At 67.6% G+C, this 19,036-nt stretch carries 14 protein-coding genes; 9 read left to right on the plus strand and 5 right to left on the minus strand.

The annotated features are described in order from the left end of the window. Positions 1–16: 16 nt before the first annotated feature. Complete coding sequence (locus ACYVGS_RS06885) at positions 17–2,014, minus strand: hypothetical protein (RefSeq protein WP_460587934.1); 1,998 nt, start codon at positions 2,012–2,014, stop codon at positions 17–19. A 9-nt stretch (positions 2,015–2,023) separates the two neighbouring features. Next, positions 2,024–3,571, minus strand: a complete 1,548-nt coding sequence (locus ACYVGS_RS06890) for a peptide MFS transporter (protein ID WP_460587935.1) — start codon at positions 3,569–3,571, stop codon at positions 2,024–2,026. Between the two features lie 139 nt (positions 3,572–3,710). Here ACYVGS_RS06890 and ACYVGS_RS06895 point away from each other — a divergent pair, with 139 nt between their 5' ends. Continuing rightward, entirely contained in the window at positions 3,711–5,387 is a 1,677-nt protein-coding gene (locus ACYVGS_RS06895; protein WP_460587936.1) for a M28 family metallopeptidase, read from the plus strand. 3 nt (positions 5,388–5,390) lie between these two features. Here the strand turns inward: ACYVGS_RS06895 and ACYVGS_RS06900 are convergent, their stop codons facing one another. Genes ACYVGS_RS06900 through ACYVGS_RS06910 form a run of 3 tightly spaced genes read right to left on the minus strand, consistent with a single transcriptional unit; the run spans position 5,391 to position 9,135 of the window. Continuing rightward, positions 5,391–6,149 (minus strand): Rossmann-fold NAD(P)-binding domain-containing protein, encoded by a 759-nt coding sequence (locus tag ACYVGS_RS06900; protein ID WP_460587937.1) that lies wholly within the window; start codon positions 6,147–6,149, stop codon positions 5,391–5,393. A 30-nt stretch (positions 6,150–6,179) separates the two neighbouring features. Next, entirely contained in the window at positions 6,180–8,114 is a 1,935-nt protein-coding gene (locus ACYVGS_RS06905) for a pyrroloquinoline quinone-dependent dehydrogenase (RefSeq protein ID WP_460587938.1), read from the minus strand. 31 nt (positions 8,115–8,145) lie between these two features. Beyond that, complete coding sequence (locus ACYVGS_RS06910; protein ID WP_460587939.1) at positions 8,146–9,135, minus strand: tRNA dihydrouridine synthase; 990 nt, start codon at positions 9,133–9,135, stop codon at positions 8,146–8,148. A gap of 139 nt (positions 9,136–9,274) precedes the next feature. Here ACYVGS_RS06910 and ACYVGS_RS06915 point away from each other — a divergent pair, with 139 nt between their 5' ends. From ACYVGS_RS06915 to eno, 8 genes are all read left to right on the plus strand, one after another. Further along, on the plus strand, positions 9,275–9,532 hold the full coding sequence (locus ACYVGS_RS06915; protein WP_460587940.1) for an OadG family protein: 258 nt from the start codon (positions 9,275–9,277) through the stop codon (positions 9,530–9,532). A 4-nt stretch (positions 9,533–9,536) separates the two neighbouring features. After that, positions 9,537–11,357: an oxaloacetate decarboxylase subunit alpha gene (oadA, locus tag ACYVGS_RS06920; RefSeq protein ID WP_460587941.1), complete on the plus strand. Its 1,821-nt coding sequence runs from the start codon at positions 9,537–9,539 to the stop codon at positions 11,355–11,357. Between the two features lie 3 nt (positions 11,358–11,360). Next, positions 11,361–12,662, plus strand: coding sequence for a sodium ion-translocating decarboxylase subunit beta (locus tag ACYVGS_RS06925; RefSeq protein ID WP_460587942.1), 1,302 nt, complete (start codon positions 11,361–11,363; stop codon positions 12,660–12,662). Positions 12,663–12,740: 78 nt separating this feature from the next. Further along, positions 12,741–13,688 (plus strand): acetyl-CoA carboxylase carboxyltransferase subunit alpha, encoded by a 948-nt coding sequence (locus ACYVGS_RS06930; protein WP_460587943.1) that lies wholly within the window; start codon positions 12,741–12,743, stop codon positions 13,686–13,688. Between the two features lie 23 nt (positions 13,689–13,711). Next, positions 13,712–15,079 (plus strand): adenine nucleotide alpha hydrolase family protein, encoded by a 1,368-nt coding sequence (tilS, locus tag ACYVGS_RS06935; RefSeq protein ID WP_460587944.1) that lies wholly within the window; start codon positions 13,712–13,714, stop codon positions 15,077–15,079. A gap of 128 nt (positions 15,080–15,207) precedes the next feature. Next, complete coding sequence (locus tag ACYVGS_RS06940) at positions 15,208–16,839, plus strand: CTP synthase (RefSeq protein ID WP_460587945.1); 1,632 nt, start codon at positions 15,208–15,210, stop codon at positions 16,837–16,839. 30 nt (positions 16,840–16,869) lie between these two features. Next, the gene (gene kdsA / locus ACYVGS_RS06945; RefSeq protein ID WP_460587946.1) at positions 16,870–17,721 is read left to right on the plus strand and encodes a DAHP synthetase I family protein; all 852 of its coding nucleotides are present in this window, start codon (positions 16,870–16,872) and stop codon (positions 17,719–17,721) included. 22 nt (positions 17,722–17,743) lie between these two features. Then, a complete protein-coding gene (gene eno / locus ACYVGS_RS06950) occupies positions 17,744–19,036 on the plus strand; it encodes a phosphopyruvate hydratase (RefSeq protein ID WP_460587947.1) in 1,293 nt (430 codons plus the stop codon).

Raw genomic sequence — 19,036 nt, forward strand, 5'->3', positions numbered from 1 at the left:
GGATCCCCGTCTGTGCTCAGAGGCAGAGAAGGAGGAGGCTGACCACCAGTCCGGCCGCCAGCAACAAGCCGGCGATGCCCAGCGGGTGGCGCGAGGCCACCAGCAGCACCAGGCTGTGCAGCAGCGGCAGGCGCGCGGAGTGGTTCAGCAACAGTCCCAGCTCGCGCGCGTGCTGGGTGGTGTCCAGTGCCGGGAGCCAGCGGTTCCCGGTGAAGACCACCAGGTCGCCGAGGGCAATACAGCCGCGGTTCCAGCGTGCCTCCCGGGCCGGGCCGGAACGGTAGCGTCCGCGGTGATCCACCAGGACCAGCTGACTGCCGCGCAGCCCCAGCATGTCCAGGGGAGCACGGGCCAACCACCACAGGCCGAGTGCGGTGCAGCCCAGCACGAGTAGCAGGCTTCCCAGCGCCAGGGTGGAAACACTCGCTCCGGCAAGCAGGGTGCTGCCCGTCAGGGCCAGCCCGGCGAGGAGCAGGGTGAACTGCAGCAGGCGCCGCAGGCGGCGCGGATCCACGGGCAGCCACAGCATGCTGTCGGGGGCGCGCAGGGGGGCGGTTGCCTGGGTGAGCTGCGTTTGCGCCAGGACGCGCGCGCGCAGGTGCTGCCACAGCCCGAGTCCCGCCGCCAGCAGGGCGACTGCCAGGAGCAGGGCGCGACTCCACTGCCACCACCCCTCGATCTGGCTGGCGCGCTGTTCGAGGTCGTCGCGCCTGGCCTGTAAGGCGCTCACCGCTAGCGGCGCCAGGGGCTCACCGTTGGCGCTGTAGCGCAGCAGATGATCGCGGCGAAAATCCGCGACCAGCACCCGGTCCCCCCAGGCGAGCACCGCGTCCACACGGGTAGCCGCTGGCAGTGTCACGGCGCCGAGCCCACGCCACTGGCTGTCGAAGCGATGCAGTTCCTGCGCGCTGCCGTCGCTCTGACTCAGGGTAACCCACCAGCCGTCGGCGACGCGCGCAAAGGGCCCGGTACTTGCCAGTTCCGCCCGGAGCCCGTCGTGCGGCAATACCAGTAGCTGGTCCAGCTGCTCTCCAAAATGGGCGCGCTCCGGGCGCAGAACATTGAGCGCAGGTCCCTCCGGGGCGTTAGTGAACAGCAGCCCTTCCACCGCAAGCAGGCCGGGGTTCCGCGCCGGCGAATACGGGCTGCTCGCCAGGAGCTGGCCACCTTCATCCAGCAGTTGCAGCCCCCCGCTGTGGGCCAGAATCAGCTGCGCCTGACGGGGCAGCCAGTGTAGGGTGAGCAGAGTGCCCGAGAGCAGTGCGCGGCAGCTGCCGTCCTCCAGGACACAGTGCTGCAACAGGCGCGTGCCATCGCCGGCCTCGCTCAACATCCACAACTGGCCTTCGCGACCGCCCGTCAGTGCCACCACCGGGCTGTCGACGGCCAGCGCCTCCAGGCTCAGCGCTTGCAGGGCCCTGCCGGAGCGGTCGTGTGACAGCAGCGCTTCGTCGGTAGCCAGCCACAGTTCCCCGTTTGCCGTGCTGGTTGCGGCGCGCAGTCGCGGCAGCTCGGGCTGTGACCAGAGCAGCGTGTGCAGGGCCGTGAGCAGCAGGGCGAGGAGGGCGGCCACGGCCGACAAGCCCCAGAGCCCCCTGGCCAGCTGCGCGGCCCGAATTGGCCGCTGTGGGTCGCTGGACCAGGGCACCAGCGCATAGAGATTGGGGGCCGCCGTGCCCGACGTTGCCGCCTTGGGCTCCGGTGCCGCCGGTTCCGTCCCATGCTCGCCGCGGTCGCTGGCGCGCAGCGCCACCACCATGCCAATACGCCGCAGGCGCACATACCAGTGGGCGGCCTCCTCGCGGCTGAGATGGCGGCGCAGGGTAACCTCGTCACCGCGAAAGAAGCGCCTGGCCCGGTCCGTGTCGTCAATGGCGAACAATCTGGCGAAGGCCGCGATGGTCTGTTCGCGGCGGTGGCCAGACAGCACCTCGCCGTGGAATAGCAGGTCGAAGCGATCCCCTTCGCTGTTGCTGTCGGCAGCGGTTTCCGCGCCGGCCGGCTTGCCGCTCATGCGCCGCAATCAGTGTATGCCGCGCATCATGCGGCGCAGCAGGGGTGACAGCAGCAGCAGTACCAGGCCGACGCCGAGACCCACCCACATGAGGCTGCCGAACAGTTCGGTGTAGGCCTCGAGGGCCCGTGACACGTCGGTGATCTGTCCACCCAGGGTGTCCAGAGCGGCGATCTTGGACAGCTGCACGGCGACAAATTCGGAGTAGGCCGTGGCCAGGAACCAAGCTCCCATCATGACCCCGACGACGCTGGGGACCGCCAGTTTGGTGACTGCCGACAGGCCCACCGGCGACAGGCACAGCTCGCCCATGGTGTGCAGCAGATAGGCGAGCACCATCCAGTAGCCGACCACCAGGCCGCGCTCGTCGGGATGTTGGGCCCCCCAGACCAGGGCGCCGAAGCCGACGCCGGCGAGGGCGATGCCGAGGGCGAATTTCACCGGTGTGCTGGGTTCGCGGCCGCGCTGACCGAGCCAGGTCCACAGGGCGGCGAAGATCGGTGCCAGCAGGAAAATGAAGAAGGCATTGAAAAAACCGAACTGCGCCGCTGTGAGGGTGAAGCCGAAGACCTCCCGGTCCATCACCCGGTCGGCGTAGAGCGTCATCGACGCCGCGCTCTGCTCGAACAGTGACCAGAAGACCACGCTGGAGACGATCAGAATCACCAGGACGGTCATGCGGCTGCGCTCGACCGGGTTGCAGCGGAACAGGATGAACCAGGCGATGCCGAGAAAGGCCACCAGTGCCAGGGCGTTGAGCAGGGTCCCCACCGCGCCGTGGAATTGCAGCATCTGCCAGGCGGCGGCGACGCCGAGCAGGCTGGCCAGGTAGATGGTCCATTCGCGGCTGATGCCGAGCGCCGTGCGCTGGCGCAGGCGCTCGGGGTCGCGCGGTTCGGCGAGACCACGCAGGTGCTTCTGGCCATGGAGGAAGGTGGCCAGGCCCACCAGCATGCCCACCCCGGCGGCACCAAAGCCCCAGGCCCAGCCGTAGGTCAGCCCGAGATAGCCGCAGAGCAGGGTGGCGGTGAGGGAGCCCAGGTTAATGCCCATGTAGAAAATCGTGAAACCGGCGTCCCGGCGCGGATCGTCCACGCTGTAGAGCTGGCCGACAATGGTGGAAATGTTGGGCTTTAGAAAGCCGACGCCCACCACAATCAGCCCCAGGGACAGGTAGAAGACCTGCAGCGCGCGCTCGTCGCGCACCACGGCATCGCCCACCATGCGCGCCTGTTCCCCCTCGACGGCCATGCCCAGGTGACCCAGCACCAGCAGCAGGCCGCCGAAGATCACCGACTTGCGCATGCCCAGGTAGCGATCAGCCAGGAGGCCGCCGATGACCGGCATGGCGTAGACCAGCGCCGCATAGCCGCCCAGAACCTCGAGGCCATTGGCGTCGCTGAACAGGTGGTATTTGGTCAGGTAAAGCAGCAGCAGGTACTTCATGCCGTAGAAGGAGAAGCGTTCCCAGAGTTCGGTGGCGAAGCAGACATAGAGGCCGCGCGGGTGGCCGAAGAAGCCGCGATCCTCGGCGGGTGAAATGCTCGCAGTGGTCATGTGCAGTGGCGCTCCCAGGCCGGGTATTATCCGGCTATTGTGCAGGAAAAGGGCCTTGTCGGGCACCCTGTATAGGGGTGCACCACAGAGTGGGAGGCGTTAACATGCGCGCGGTGAAAATCATTTTCGGAAGCTGCTCATGAAGAACATTCTCGCGCTGACCTCCCTGCTGGGGGCCCTGTGGGTGACCTCGCCCGGGATGGCGGATACCGGATCCCAGCCAGCGGACACTGCCGCCCCCGCCGCCGCGGCACGTATCGAGGCCAGCCTGCACCGGCACATCGCCGAGCTGGCATCGGATGCCTACGAGGGGCGGGCGCCCGGCACGCCGGGCGAAGAGAAGACCGTGCAGTACCTGGCGGAGCATTTCCTGGCGCTGGGCCTGGAACCCGGCAATCGCCGCTCCTGGTTCCAGGAAGTGCCGATCACCACCATCGCCACGGCACCCTCCGCCGAGCTTGCCCTGCGCGGGCCCGACTACCGTGCTGACCTCGCCTACGGCGAGCAGATGATGGTGGCCACCCAGCGCCAGCAATCCGCCGTTGGCCTGGACAACTCGGAACTGGTCTTTGTCGGCTACGGCATCAATGCGCCGGAGCGCGACTGGAACGATTACGCGGGCGTCGATGTCACCGGCAAGACCGTGGTCATCCTGATCAATGACCCGGGCTTCGCCACCGGCGATCCGGCCCTGTTCAACGGTCGGGCGATGACCTACTACGGGCGCTGGGACTACAAGTACGCCGAAGCCGCCCGGCAGGGCGCCGCCGGGGCGCTGATCATTCACGAGACCGCGCCCGCCGCCTACCCCTGGGAGGTGGTGCGCAACAGCTGGTCCGGGGGCACGATCGGCATCACCTCGCCCGACCACAACAACGACGCGCTGGCGGTGGAGGGCTGGTTGCCCCTGGAGCAGGCCAGTCAGTTGCTGGCGGCAGCCGGGATGGACCTGGAGCAGCTCAAGGCCGCGGCGGTGAAGCCGGGCTTCCGGGCGCGCCCGCTGGCCGGCTTTACCGCCAGTGTGCAGCTGGAGAACCAGCTGCAGAACGCCCTGTCACGCAACGTGCTGGCGATGATACCGGGCAGCAGCCACCCGGACGAGGTGATTATCTATACCGCTCACTGGGACCACCTGGGGGTGCGCCCGAATGAGGCCGGGGACAACATCTACAACGGCGCCAGTGACAATGCCTCCGGGGTTGCCGGTCTGCTGGCACTGGCGGCAGAGTTCCAGGACCAGGCCTCTCCACCGGCGCGTTCCATTCTGTTCCTCGCGGTGACCGCGGAGGAGTCCGGTCTGCTCGGCTCCCGGTATTACGCGGAGCATCCGGTGTTCCCCCCCGAAAAAACCGTCGCCAACTTCAACATGGACAATATCGCGGCTGCCAATCTGGGCCCGACCCGGGATATTGCGGTGGTGGGCTACGGCAACAGTGAACTGGAAGACTACCTGGCCCGGGCGGCGGAGGCCCAGGGCCGCGAGGTGGTGCAGGAGCCCTACCCGGAGAAGGGCTTCTACTACCGCTCCGACCACTTTTCCCTGGCCGGTATCGGCATTCCCGCCCTCTACCTCACCCGGGGCACCGACAGTGTCGAGCACGGTCAGACCTGGGGTCGCGAGCGGCTGGAGGGCTGGATTGCCGATCACTACCACAAGCCCTCGGATGAATACCGCGAGGACTGGGATTTGCGGGGGGCCGTGCAGGAAGTGATGTTGCTGCTGCACATGGGCCGCGAGCTGGCCAACAACCGCGACTTTCCCGCGTGGCGCGACGGGGTGGAGTTCAAGGCCGTGCGCGAGGCCTCCAGGAAGTAGGGCTCAGCGCCGCTTGATGGAAAACGCTGACCAGCTCTGGCTGACCGGCATCAGCTCCAGGCTGTTGACGTTCAGGTGGGGCGGCAGGCTGGCCAGCCAGAACACGGTCTCGGCGATGTCCTCGGGCTGGATCGGATCGGCGCCCCGGTAGAGCGTGTCGTGGGCGGCCTGGTCGCCCCCGGTGCGCACCAGGGTGAATTCGCTCTCGGACAGCCCCGGGGCCAGGCAGCTGACGCGCACGCCACTGCCCTGCAGATCGCTGCGCAGGGCGTAGGAAAACTGCTCCACAAAGGCCTTGGTGCCGCAGTAGGTATTGCCGCCGGGGTAGGGCCAGTGGCCCGCCACTGAACCGATGTTGATGATGCTGGCGCCGCGCCCGCGGGCAATCAGGGTCGGCAGCAGGCTGTGGGTGACCGTGGTCAGCCCCTTGATGTTGGTGTCGATCATGCGGTGCCACTCTTCCAGTGAGCACTCGGGTGCCGGCGCCGTGCCCAGTGCCAGGCCGGCGTTGTTCACCAGGCAATGTACCTCGCGGAAGTTCTCTGGCAGGCCCGCGACCATGGCCTGTACCGCCGCGGTATCGCGTACGTCCAGGGCCTGGGTGTGGACCGGGCACTGCTCGCCCAGGCGCGCCGCCAGGGCGTCCAGGCGCTCCTGCCGGCGACCACTCAATACCAGTTTCCAGCCCGCGCGGGCGAAGCGCTCCGCGCAGGCCAGGCCAAAGCCGGACGTGGCGCCGGTGATAAAGGCGGTATTGGCCATCTCTGTGCTCCCTGTGTCGATGCCCGCGACTTAGTCGAGGGTGAAGGCTACCACGGCGTCGCCCATGCGCGAGCCCAGGTGGCGGTGGCCCCCGGCGGCGATGACCACATACTGACGGCCCTGGTAGCGATAGCTCATGGGAGTGGCGTGGCCGCCGGCGGGCAGCCGCGCTTTCCACAGCTCTTCGCCGGTGGCGGTTTCGAAGGCCCGCAGGTAGCTGTCGGTGGCGGCGCCGATGAAGGTCAGGCCGCCCGCCGTGACCAGTGAGCCGCCGCTGTTGGGGACACCGAGATTCAGCCACAGGGGGAAGGGCGCCAGATCGCGGGTGCCGCCCAGGGGCACTTCCCAGGCTTTCTTGCCGCTGTTCATGTCAATCGCCGTGAGCACGCCCCAGGGTGGGCGGTTGCAGGGGGCGCCCAGGGGCGAGAGGAAGGGGCGGCGCTTGACCGCATAGGGAGTTCCCTCCTGGCGTTCCACCGGCTCGCTGTAGTCGGGGCCGTCGACCACTTCCCGGGGCACCAGTTCGATCACCGCGGGTACCCGGGTGGTGTTGGCCAGGAGCAGGTTGCGCTGGGGATCGTAGCTGACGCTGCCCCAGTTGCTGCCGCCCATGAAACCCGGGTAGACCAGGGTCGGCTCGGTGCCGATGGGGGTGTAGCGGCCGGCATAGTTCAGCTGGCGGAATTCCTTCAGGCAGGCCTGTTTGTCGAACCAGACGAAGCCGAACATGTCCTCCTCGGTGAGGGTGTCGGGGTGCAGGGCCTCCGGCAGCAGCGGGTAGGGCTGGGTCGGCGACAGGGCCTCGGGTGCGGGGCCGCCCTGGGGCACCGCGCGCTCCTCGATGGGGAAGAGTGGCTCGCCGGTCTCCCGGTTGAGTACAAACAGTAGCCCCATCTTGGTCGCCTGCACCAGTGCGGGGATCGGACCATCCTTGCCGGGGAAGTCGAAGAGGACCGGCTGGGAGGGCACATCGTAGTCCCAGACATCGCGGTGCACGGTCTGGTAGTGCCAGACCAGTTTGCCCGTGGTGGTATCCAGGGCCACGATCGAGCTGCCGTAGTGGTCCATGCCGGCGCGCTCGCCGCCGTAGTAGTCGCCGGTGGGGTTGCCGGTCGGGATGAAGACCAGCCGGCGTTCACTGTCGGCGGAGAAGGGGGCCCAGGCATTGGGGCTGCCGGGGGTATAGCCCTGGCTCTGATCGTGACCCGGAGGCACGGCCTCCCAGCTCCAGACTTTTTCCCCGCTGCGCACATCGAAGGCGCGCACCACGCCGCTGGGCACCCCGGCGCGGCGCAGGTCGGCGACCTGTGCGCCGACCACGATCCGGTCGTTGACGACGGTGGGCGCCGAGGTCATGGCGTACTCGCCCTGGCGTACCTCGCCGAGTTCGCTCTTCAGGTCGATTTCACCGTCGATGCCGAAATCCTGGCAGCGTTCCCCATTGCGGGCGTCCAGTGCCAGCAGGCGGCCGTCGAGGGTGCCGGCGATCACGCGGCCGGCGCAGGCTTCGTCGGCCCCGGCGGTGGGGTCGTGGTGAAAGGCCACGCCGCGGCAGGACACGCTGTAGAGGCCGCGGATATCGGGATTGGCATCGACGTGCCAGCGCTCTTCGCCGCTGGCCGGGTCGAGGGCGATCACGCGGTTGCGCGGGGAGCAGAGGAACAGGCTGTCTCCCGCCAGTATCGGGGTGGTTTGCATGGCCGGTGCATTGAAGGGGTCGGGGAAGCTGCCGGGCTCGAGGTCGCCGCTGTGATACTCCCAGGCCTGCTCCAGCCGGTGCACGTTACCGGTATGGATATCCTCGGGGCTGGCAAAGCGGGTGCCGCCCTCGTCGCCGCCCCAGTGCAGCCAGGCGGTATTCGGGCCGCCTGCGGAGGCTGTCGCGGGGTCTTCACCGGTGCAGCCGGCGAGCAGGGAGAGTGTTGCCATGCAGGCCAGCCCGGTGTGGAGAATTGTCTTGTGCATGTCTTGTCCTTGCATGTGGGGCTGACCGCGTTCAGGCAGCTCTGACGCGGTCATCGGGGTAGGCGTCTTCACTCGCCTGCGCCAGGGCCCGGGCGATATCGTCGGGTTGGCGAAGGCGCTTGATCTCTTCGAAGAAGCGCGCCGCCTGGGGGTAGTAGGCGCGCAGATAGACCAGCCATTGCTTGAAGGGATTGGCGGCGTGCCCGCGATCGTAGCAGGCCAGGTTCAGGTCCAGGAATTCCGCCAGCAGGGGCAGGATGTCGCGCCAGGCCAGGGGCTCGGGGCCGGCCTCGCCGCGGAGGCTGGCGGCCACCAGGCGCGGCAGGTCGGGTCGGCAGAGGGCACCGCGGCCCAGCATCAGGTCGCTGCAGCCGGTGACTTCGCGGCAGCGCCGGGCGTCGTCGGCGCTCCAGATCTCGCCGTTGGCGATGATCGGCAGTCCCGGTGCGGCCTCCCGGGCGCGGGATATTTCCTCCCACCAGGCCGGAGGCCGGTAGCCGTCGCGGCGGGTGCGGGCGTGAATGGTCAATTCGCTGGCGCCGGCTTCGGCGATGGCCCGGACGTTGTCGAGAAAGGGGCTGCGGTCCTCGAAACCCAGGCGTATCTTGGCGGTCACCGGAATCTGCGCCGGCACGGCGCGGCGCACCGCGGCGACGATAGCAGACACCCGCTCCGGCTCCCGCAGCAGGATGGCACCGCCGTCGGAACGGTTGACGGTCTTGGCCGGGCAGCCGAAGTTCAGGTCGATGCCGGGTGCCCCCAGCTCCGCCGCCCGCGCGGCGTTCTCCGCCAGGGGGGCGGGCTGACCGCCGAGCAGCTGCAGAAAGACCGGCACACCGGCGCGGGTGCGGCCGCCCTGGTCGAGTTCCGGGCACAGGCGGCGGAAGACCCGCGGCGGCAGCAGGCGGTCGCAGACACGCAGGAACTCGGTCACACAGCGGTCCACGCCACCCAGCCCCGTGAGCAGACGGCGCATGGCGGGGTCGATGACGCCCTCCATGGGGGCAAGCATGACGCGCATGGGGTCGGGGTCTCCCGGTTGGATAAAGCGGCACAGTATACCCGTCCCGGGCGGGCTGCCGACATGACCCGGTTGCGGTTGGCGCGCGGCCGGGGTCCTGTTTTATGATGGGTCATCTATTTGTACCGAGGGGGTGCCCATGGACACGGGTCTGATGGCGCGGGGTTTCGAGCTGATGTTGTTCGGGATGACCGCGGTGGGTCTGTTCCTGACGCTTCTGGTGGTCGCGGTCACCCTGAGTGCCCGGGTCATGCAGCGCTGGTTCCCGGAGCCCGAGCCGGCACCGGCGCCGCGGCGCAGCGGACAGCCCTCCACCCCGGCCGCAGGGGCTCCGGCACCGGAAGTGGTCGCGGCCATTGCCGCCGCCCTTCACCAACACCGTTCACAGAGGCACTGAGACCATGGCCAAAAGCAAACAGCCGCTGGGCATCACCGATGTCGTGCTGCGCGATGCCCACCAGTCACTGCTGGCAACCCGTTTCCGTCTCGAGGACATGCTGCCGATTGCCGGCGAGCTGGACGAAGTCGGTTTCTGGTCGGTGGAGTCCTGGGGCGGTGCCACCTTCGATGCCTGTATCCGCTATCTCGGTGAAGATCCCTGGGAGCGGATCCGCGAGTTGAAGAAGGCCATGCCGAAAACCCGGCAGCAGATGCTGATCCGCGGCCAGAACATTCTCGGCTACCGGCACTACGCCGACGACGTGGTACGCAAGTTCGTCGAGCGGGCGGCGGTCAACGGGGTGGATGTCTTCCGCGTCTTCGATGCCATGAACGACATGCGCAATCTCGAGGTGGCCCTGCAGGCGGTGAAGGAGACGGGCCGCCACGCCCAGGGCACCCTGTCCTACACCATCAGCCCAGTGCACACCCTGGACACCTGGGTGGACCTGGGCAAGCGCATCGAGGACATGGGGGGCGACTCCATCGCCATTAAGGACATGGCGGGTCTGCTGCGCCCCTACGAGGGCTACGAACTGGTGCGGCGGCTGAAGGAAAGCTGCAGCATTCCCATTCACATGCAGTGCCACGCGACCACCGGGCTGTCCACGGCCACCATTCTCAAGTGCGTCGAGGCCGGTATCGACAACGTGGATACCTCCATCTCCTCCATGTCCATGACCTACGGGCATTCCCCCACGGAGTCAGTGGTGGCCATACTCGAGGGGACAGACCGGGATACCGGGCTGGACATTCACCGCCTCGAGGCGATTGCCGCGTACTTTCGCCAGGTGCGGCGCAAGTATGCAAAGTTCGAAGGTTCCCTGCGCGGGGTCGATTCGCGGATCCTGGTGGCCCAGGTGCCAGGGGGCATGCTTACCAACATGGAAAACCAGTTGCGCGAGCAGGGTGCCATCGATCGCATGGACGAGGTGCTGGAGGAGATCCCGCGGGTGCGCGAGGAACTTGGCTATATTCCCCTGGTCACGCCGACCTCCCAGATCGTCGGCACTCAGGCGGTGCTCAACGTGCTCACCGGTGAACGTTACAAGTCGATATCCCGGGAGACCGCCGGCGTGCTGCGCGGCGAATACGGCGCCACGCCGGCGCCGGTGAACGAATCCCTGCAGCAGCGTGTGCTGGAGGGCGATGCACCGGTGACCTGTCGCCCGGCGGACTTGCTGGAACCCGAGCTGGAAAGCCTGCAGGACGAGCTGGAGGCGCTGGCCCGGGAGCAGGATATCCGCCTGGCGGAGGACGAGCGGCGCATCGACGACGTCCTGACCTACGCGCTGTTTCCCCAGGTCGGCCTGAAGTTCCTCGCCAACCGCGGTAACCCGGAGGCCTTCGAGCCGGCCCCGGACAGCGAGGCGACGGCCGCGCCGGCGACAGCACCGAAGGCGCAAGACCGGTCCGCCCGGGAGGCGGGCGCTGCGGTTTATACCGTGAACGTCAACGGCCAGGCTTACGTGGTGGAAGTCAGCGAGGGCGGCGACATCCAGCAGCTGCAGCCCGCCGCGTCCGCACCTGCGGAGGCGGCGCCCGCCAATCAGACGGGCGGCGACAGCGGGGGCAAGCCGGTGCCGGCCCCCCTGGCCGGCAACATCGTACGGGTCAATGTGGCCGCCGGCGATGCGGTCGAAAGCGGCGAGGTCATCGTGGTCCTGGAAGCCATGAAAATGGAGACCGAAGTGCGTGCGCCCGCCGCCGGGCAGGTGCGGGCGGTCGAGGTGAAGGCCGGCGACAGCGTGGCTGTCGGCGATCCCCTGATTACCCTGGGCTGATCCATGGACAATCTGTTGCAGCTCTGGGGCGCCACTGGCCTCGCGCACATACAGCCCGGCCAGGCGATCATGATCGCGATTGGGCTGGTCCTGCTGTTCCTGGCCATTCGCAAGGGCTTCGAGCCGCTGTTGCTGGTGCCGATCGGATTCGGCGGCATCCTGGCCAACATTCCCGGCGGCGGCCTCGCCTGGTCCGCGGCAGAGGCGGCCCTGCACAGCGGTGACCCCGCCGTGCTGGCGGATATTGCGCGGGTGCTGGGAGCGGATACGGCGCACGCAGACAGCCTGTTCAAGGTGCTGGCCGAGGCGCCGCCGATGCTGCTGCACGAGGCGACCATGGTGGCCCGGGGTGCAGGTTTCAGCGACGGCATGCTGCACGTGTTCTACAGCGTGGCGATTGCCAGCGGCGTGGCGCCCCTGGTGATCTTCATGGGGGTCGGGGCGATGACCGACTTCGGCCCCCTGCTGGCCAACCCGCGCACGCTGTTCCTCGGCGCCGCGGCGCAATTCGGGATTTTTGCCACGGTGCTGGGGGCGGTGGGGCTGAGTACCCTGGGGCTGATGGACTTCAGCCTCGCCGACGCCGCGGCGATCGGCATCATCGGCGGCGCCGACGGGCCGACCGCCATCTATGTTTCCAGCGTGCTGGCGCCCGACCTGCTCGGCCCGATCGCGGTGGCGGCCTACTCCTACATGGCCCTGGTGCCCCTGATACAGCCACCGATCATGCGCGCCCTGACCAGTGAGGCGGAGCGTCGCATTGAGATGACGCAGCTGCGCGTGGTCTCGCGGCGGGAAAAGATCGTATTCCCGTTGCTGCTGCTGATACTGGTGGCCCTGCTGTTGCCGGCGGCGGCGCCCCTGCTGGGCATGTTCTGCTTCGGCAACCTGATGCGCGAGAGTGGCGTGGTCGGGCGCCTGAGCGAGACGGCGCAGAATGCCCTGATCAATATCACCACGATTTTTCTCGGCCTGTCGGTGGGCTCCAAGCTGGTGGCGGACAAATTCCTCGACCTCAACACCCTCGGCATTCTCGGTCTCGGGGTGGTGGCCTTTGCCATCGGTACCGCCTCCGGCATCCTGATCGCCAAGCTGATGAATCGCTTCAGCACGACACCGGTCAACCCGCTGATCGGCTCTGCCGGTGTTTCCGCAGTGCCGATGGCGGCGCGGGTCAGCAACAAAGTCGGGCTCGAGGCGAACCCCCACAATTACCTGCTGATGCATGCCATGGGCCCGAATGTGGCAGGCGTCGTGGGCTCCGCCGTGGCCGCCGGGGTGATGATCAGCCTGGTGGGAGGGTGACTCCGCGCCGCGCCGTTGGTGCCGGGGCGATTATTTTTGTAAACTCCCCCTTCCACGTATCTGCCGAGCCGAGTGTGCATGAACCCCAACTACCTTGATTTTGAACAGCCCATTGCCGAGCTTGAAGTCAAGATCGAAGAGCTGCAGTTGGTGGGGTCGGACGCGGACATCAACATCAGCGAGGAAATCCGCACCCTGCGCGAGAAGAGCGCCAAGCTGACGGAGAAGATCTACTCCAACCTGAGTGCCTGGGATATCGTCAAGGTCGCGCGGCATCCGCAGCGGCCCTATACCCTGGACTACATTCCGCGGATTTTCACCGATTTCGACGAGCTGCACGGCGATCGCCACTTCGGCGATGACCGCGCCATTGTCGGCGGCACCGCGCGGCTGCAGGGTCGCCCGGTCATGGTCATCGGCCAGGAAAAGGGGCGGGCGGTCAAGGACAAGGTCATGCGCAACTTCGGCATGCCCAAGCCCGAGGGCTATCGCAAGGCCCTGCGCCTGATGCAGATGGCCGAGCGCTTCCGCATGCCGGTGATCACCCTGATCGACACCCCGGGGGCCTACCCCGGCATCGATTCCGAGGAGCGCGGCATCAGCGAGGCCATTGCCCAGAACCTCGCGGTGATGTCGCGCCTTTCCACGCCGGTCATCTGTGTGGTGATCGGCGAAGGCAGTTCCGGCGGCGCCCTGGGGATCGGCGTCGGCGATCACCTGGCGATGCTGCAGTACTCGACCTATTTCGTGATCTCCCCGGAAGGCTGCGCCAACATCATCTGGAAGAGCAGCGAACACGCGCCGGATGCGGCCCAGGCGATGGGGGTGACTTCCTCCGTACTGCAGGACCTGGGCATCGTCGATGCCACCATTCCCGAGCCCATGGGCGGCGCCCACCGCGACGTCGACAGGATGGCCGAGCGCATTCAGTCGCACCTGGTCACCCAGCTCGAGAAGCTCTCCGCGATTCCCACCGACCAGATGCTGGAACAGCGCTACCAGCGTCTGATGTCCTACGGCAACTGAGCCGCCTCGCACGGCGGCGTCCCATGGGCCCCGCGGATCTCGATTACACCGCGCTGATTCCCCTGCTGGCGCCCCACGAGGGGGCGCCGCGCTGGCGCGTGGCCTGGAGCGGGGGGCTGGATTCCACGGTCTTGTTGCACCTGCTGACGGTCTATCGCCAGCAGCGGCCACTGGCGCCGCCCCTGCTGGCGATACACGTCAATCATCAGTTGCAAGCCGACGCCGCCGACTGGGCGGCGCATTGCGGTGAGCTGGCCCGAAGCCTGGGTGTCCCGCTGCGCCAGCCGACAGTCAGTGTTTCCAGCAGCGGGGCGGGGCTGGAGGCGGATGCCCGCCATGCCCGCTATGCAGCGCTGGAAGCGGGGATGGCCCCGGGGGAGGTCGTGCTGTTTGCCCACCATCGCGACGACCAGGCGGAGACCGTAATGCTGCGCCTGTTGCGCGGCAGCGGGCTGGCCGGTCTGCAGGGCATGCCGCGGCAGCGCGCGATGGGGCGCGGCACCCTGGTGAGGCCGCTACTTCCCTGGGGGCGCACGGCGCTGGAAGCCTACGCGCGGCGGCACCGGCTGACCTGGGTGGAGGATTCGTCCAACAGCGACCTGCGCCAGGATCGCAATTTTCTCCGCCAGCAGGTGATGCCGTTGCTGGCATCGCGGTGGCCGGACAGCGTCGCCTCTCTCGTGCGCGCGGCCGGCCACCTCGAGGACGCGGACCGTGCCCTCGAGTCCCTGCTGCCGCCATTGCCCCTGTGGATAAACCGTTTTGGCGATGTCGGGCTGTCCCTCGACACGCTGCTCGCGGCGGAGGATGCCGTGGCGTCGCTGCAGTTGCGCCGCTGGCTGCGGGATCGCGGCTTGCTGGTGCCGGAGTCGCGGCCCCTGAAGGAGTTCCTGCGCCAGCTGCGCGGTGATGGCAACCGGGTGCGTCTCTGCGGGGGCGCCTGGGTGCTGGAGCGTTTTGCGGGGGCGGTGTTCCTGCTGCCAGCCACCTTGCCCGAGTGTGGCCCGCCCGCGACGCTGGTGCCCGGGACGCGTGTCGCCTTGCCCGCGGGCTCCCTGGCGCTCGAGCCGGCGGCCGAGGGTCCGGCTTTGCGCCTCGAGGCGGGGGAGGTTCTGCGGCTGCACTGGCGCCGCGGCGGCGAGCGTCTGCTGCTGCCCGGTCGCGCGGGTCACCGCCGGCTGAAGACGCTGCTGCAGGATGCGGGGGTGCCGCCCTGGTGGCGGCAGCGCCTGCCGCTGCTCTACCTGGGGGATGAGCTGCTGGCGGTGGGCGACCTGTGGCTGAGCCAGAGCAGCCGCTACTGCGCGCGGGGTGGCGAGGGCTGCTGGCGGCCCCGCTGGACGCCGGCCCTGGCTACCCCGAAAGGGCCGTTATCGCCGCATGCGGATTGAGTCAGCAGGGGCTTTCTGCTAATCTGACGCCCCATCTTTCCGCAGGTTGCATACCGCGTCACGAGGCTACGCCCGTCACCGCCGGTTTGCGCCTGAATGCCCGTAACTACAGCGTAAATAGGCTTTGCATGACGCGTTTCGTTTTCGTCACTGGTGGTGTGGTGTCTTCCCTGGGCAAGGGGATCGCCGCCGCCTCGCTGGCGGCAGTACTCGAGGCGCGTGGCCTCAAGGTCACCCTGCTCAAACTCGACCCCTACATCAACCTGGACCCGGGCACCATGAGCCCCTTCCAGCACGGCGAGGTCTTCGTCACCGAGGATGGTGCCGAGACCGACCTGGACCTGGGGCACTACGAGCGCTTTACCCGCGCCAGCATGACCCGCTCCAACAACTTTACCACCGGCCGTGTCTACGACACCGTGCTCAAGAAAGAGCGTCGCGGAGACTACCTGGGGGGCACCGTGCAGGTGATTCCCCACATCACTGACGAGATCAAGCGCCGGGTGATTCTCGGTGCCGGTGACTCCGACGTGGCGATTGTCGAGATTGGCGGTACCGTGGGCGACATCGAGAGCCTGCCCTTCCTTGAGGCGGCCCGACAGCTCAAGGTGGAGGTCGGTGCCAGCCGCGCCCTGTTGATGCACCTGACCCTGGTGCCCTACATCGCCACGGCGGGGGAGATCAAGACCAAGCCTACCCAGCACTCGGTCAAGGAGCTGCGCTCCATTGGCCTGCAGCCGGATATCCTGCTCTGCCGATCCACCGTGGATATCGACGAGAGCGCGCGCAAGAAAATTGCCCTGTTTACCAACGTCGAGGAGCGCGCGGTGATTCCCCTGCTCGACGCCGATTCCATCTACCGCATTCCCGGTATGCTGCACGGGCACGGCCTCGACAGCTTCGTCGTGGAGCGTTTCCGTATCGACTGCCCCGAGGCCGACCTGAGCGAGTGGGACGATGTCCTGCGTCGGGAGTTTGCCGCGCCCGCGGCCACCGTGCGGGTGGCCATGGTCGGCAAGTACATGGATCTGCTGGACGCCTACAAGAGCCTCAATGAATCACTCAAGCACGCGGGCCTGCAGACCCTGGTGAACGTGCGGGTCGACTACATTGATGCCGAGGACATCGAGCGCGACGGCACCGGCGTGCTGGAAACGGCCGATGCCATCCTGGTCCCCGGTGGCTTCGGCGACCGCGGCGTCGAAGGCAAGATTACCGCGGTGCGCTACGCGCGGGAGAACCGCATTCCCTTCCTCGGGATCTGCCTGGGCATGCACGTGGCGCTGATCGAGTACGCACGCAACGTTTGCGGGCTGGCCGGGGCGCACTCCACGGAAATGGACCCGTCCACGGCTTACCCCATCGTGGCCCTGATTACCGAGTGGCAGAATGCCGACGGCTCCACGGAGCAGCGGGACGAGAGTTCCGATCTCGGTGGCACCATGCGCCTGGGTGCGCAGCCCTGCCACCTGGAACCCGGCTCGCAGGTGCGCGAGATCTACGGCAACGACACCATCACCGAGCGCCACCGCCACCGCTACGAGATCAACAACAACTATCTGCCGACCCTGACCGATGCCGGCATCCGTGTGGCCGGCTGGTCCGCCGACCGCTCCCTGGTGGAAATGATCGAGCTGCCCGGCCATCCCTGGTTTGTGGCCTGCCAGTTCCACCCCGAGTTCACCTCGCGGCCCCGGGGCGGCCATCCGCTGTTTACCAGTTACATACGCGCTGCCCAGGCGCACGCGCAGGCCTCGTGAGCCCCCGCGGGCTCGGCCAGGGAGAAGCACATGTCAGCCCCCGTGATTGATGTCGCCGGTATTCCGGTGGCCAACGATGCCCCGCTGGTTCTTCTCGGCGGGGTCAATGTGCTGGAGAGTCGGGAATTCGCGCTGAAGGTCGCGGCCCACTACGCCGAGGTCTGCCGGCGCCTGGAAATCCCCTGGGTGTTCAAGGCCTCGTTCGACAAGGCCAACCGCTCCTCGATCCACTCCTACCGCGGCCCCGGCCTGGAAGCGGGCCTGGAGATCCTGGCGGCGGTAAAGGCGGAGTTCGACGTTCCGGTGATTACCGACGTTCACGAGCCGTCGCAGGCGGCGCCCGCGGCGGAGGTCTGCGATATTCTGCAGCTGCCCGCCTTCCTCGCCCGCCAGACGGACCTGGTAGCGGCCATGGCCGCTACCGGCCGGGTCATCAATATCAAGAAGCCGCAGTTCCTGAGCCCCTCGCAGATGGCCAACGTGGCGGAGAAGTTCCGCGAGTGCGGCAATGAGCGGCTGCTGCTGTGCGAGCGCGGCAGCAACTTCGGCTACGACAACCTGGTCGTCGACATGCTCGGTTTTGGCGTGATGAAACGGGCCTGCGGCGATATCCCGCTGATTTTCGACGTGACCCACGCCCTGCAGTGCCGCGATCCCGGCGGTGCCGCCTCCGGCGGGCGCCGCCACCAGGTGGCGGAGCTGGCTCGCGCGGGTGTCGCCGTGGGCCTGGCCGGGCTTTTCCTGGAGGCGCATCCCGACCCGGACAAGGCCCTCTGTGACGGGCCGAGCGCGCTTCCCCTGGACCAGCTGGAGCCCTTCCTGGCCCAGGTCAAGGCGGTGGACACGCTGGTCAAGGGGCTCCCCCCCGTGAATATTTCCTGACAGATCACTGGAGTTGAATCGCATGAGCAGTATCGCAAACGTTCAGGCCTTCGAGGTCATGGATTCCCGGGGCAACCCGACGGTAATGGCGGAAGTCACCCTGGCCAGCGGCGAAGTGGGCTCGGCCTGTGCACCTTCCGGGGCCTCCACCGGTTCCCGCGAGGCACTCGAGTTGCGCGATGGCGACAGCGCCCGCTATCTGGGCAAGGGCGTTCTCAAGGCGGTGGGCAATGTCAACGGGCCCATCCGGAGCCTGCTGCAGGGCCGCGATGCATCCCAGCAGCGCGAGCTGGACCACGCCATGATCGAAGCCGATGGTACCGAGAACAAGGCGAATTTCGGCGCCAATGCCATCCTCGCCGTGTCCCTGGCCGCGGCCAAGGCCGCCGCCCAGGCGCGCAAGGTTCCGCTCTACCAGCACATTGCGGAGCTCAATGGCAGCAGCGAATACTCCATGCCGGTGCCGATGATGAATATCCTCAACGGCGGCGAGCACGCCGACAACAACGTCGATATCCAGGAATTCATGGTCCAGCCAGTGGCTGCGCCCAGCTTCGCCGAGGCCCTGCGCGCCGGCGCCGAGATTTTCCACCACCTGAAGAAGGTGCTCTCCGCCCGGGGCCTGAACACCGCCGTGGGAGACGAGGGTGGCTTCGCCCCCAACCTGCCTTCCAATGAGGCCGCCCTCGAGGTCATTGCCGAGGCGGTGGGCAAGGCCGGCTACCAGCTGGGCCGGGACATCACCCTGGCCCTCGACTGTGCGGCCTCCGAGTTTTACCGCGACGGCGTCTACGACCTCTCCGGGGAGGGCAAGCGCTTCAGCAGTGCCGAGTTCGCCGATTACCTGGACAAACTGTCCAGCGATCACCCGATCATTTCCATCGAGGACGGCCTGGACGAGTCCGACTGGGCCGGCTGGAAGCTGCTGACGGACAAGATCGGCGAGCGCGTGCAGCTGGTGGGTGACGACCTCTTTGTGACCAATACCAAGATCCTGCAGCAGGGAATCGACCAGGGCGTGGCCAACTCCATCCTGATCAAGTTCAACCAGATCGGCTCCCTCTCGGAGACCCTGGATGCGATCGCCATGGCACGCAAGGCGGGTTACACCGCGGTGATCTCCCACCGCTCGGGGGAAACCGAGGACGCCACCATCGCCGATCTGGCGGTGGCGACCGCCGCGGGGCAGATCAAGACCGGCTCCCTGTGCCGTTCCGACCGCGTGGCCAAGTACAACCGCCTGCTGCGGATCGAGGCGGAACTGGCGGGGCGCGCCCCCTACCGCGGGCTGGCCGAGTTCCCGCGCCAGCGCTGA

The organism is Haliea atlantica, from assembly GCF_054779855.1.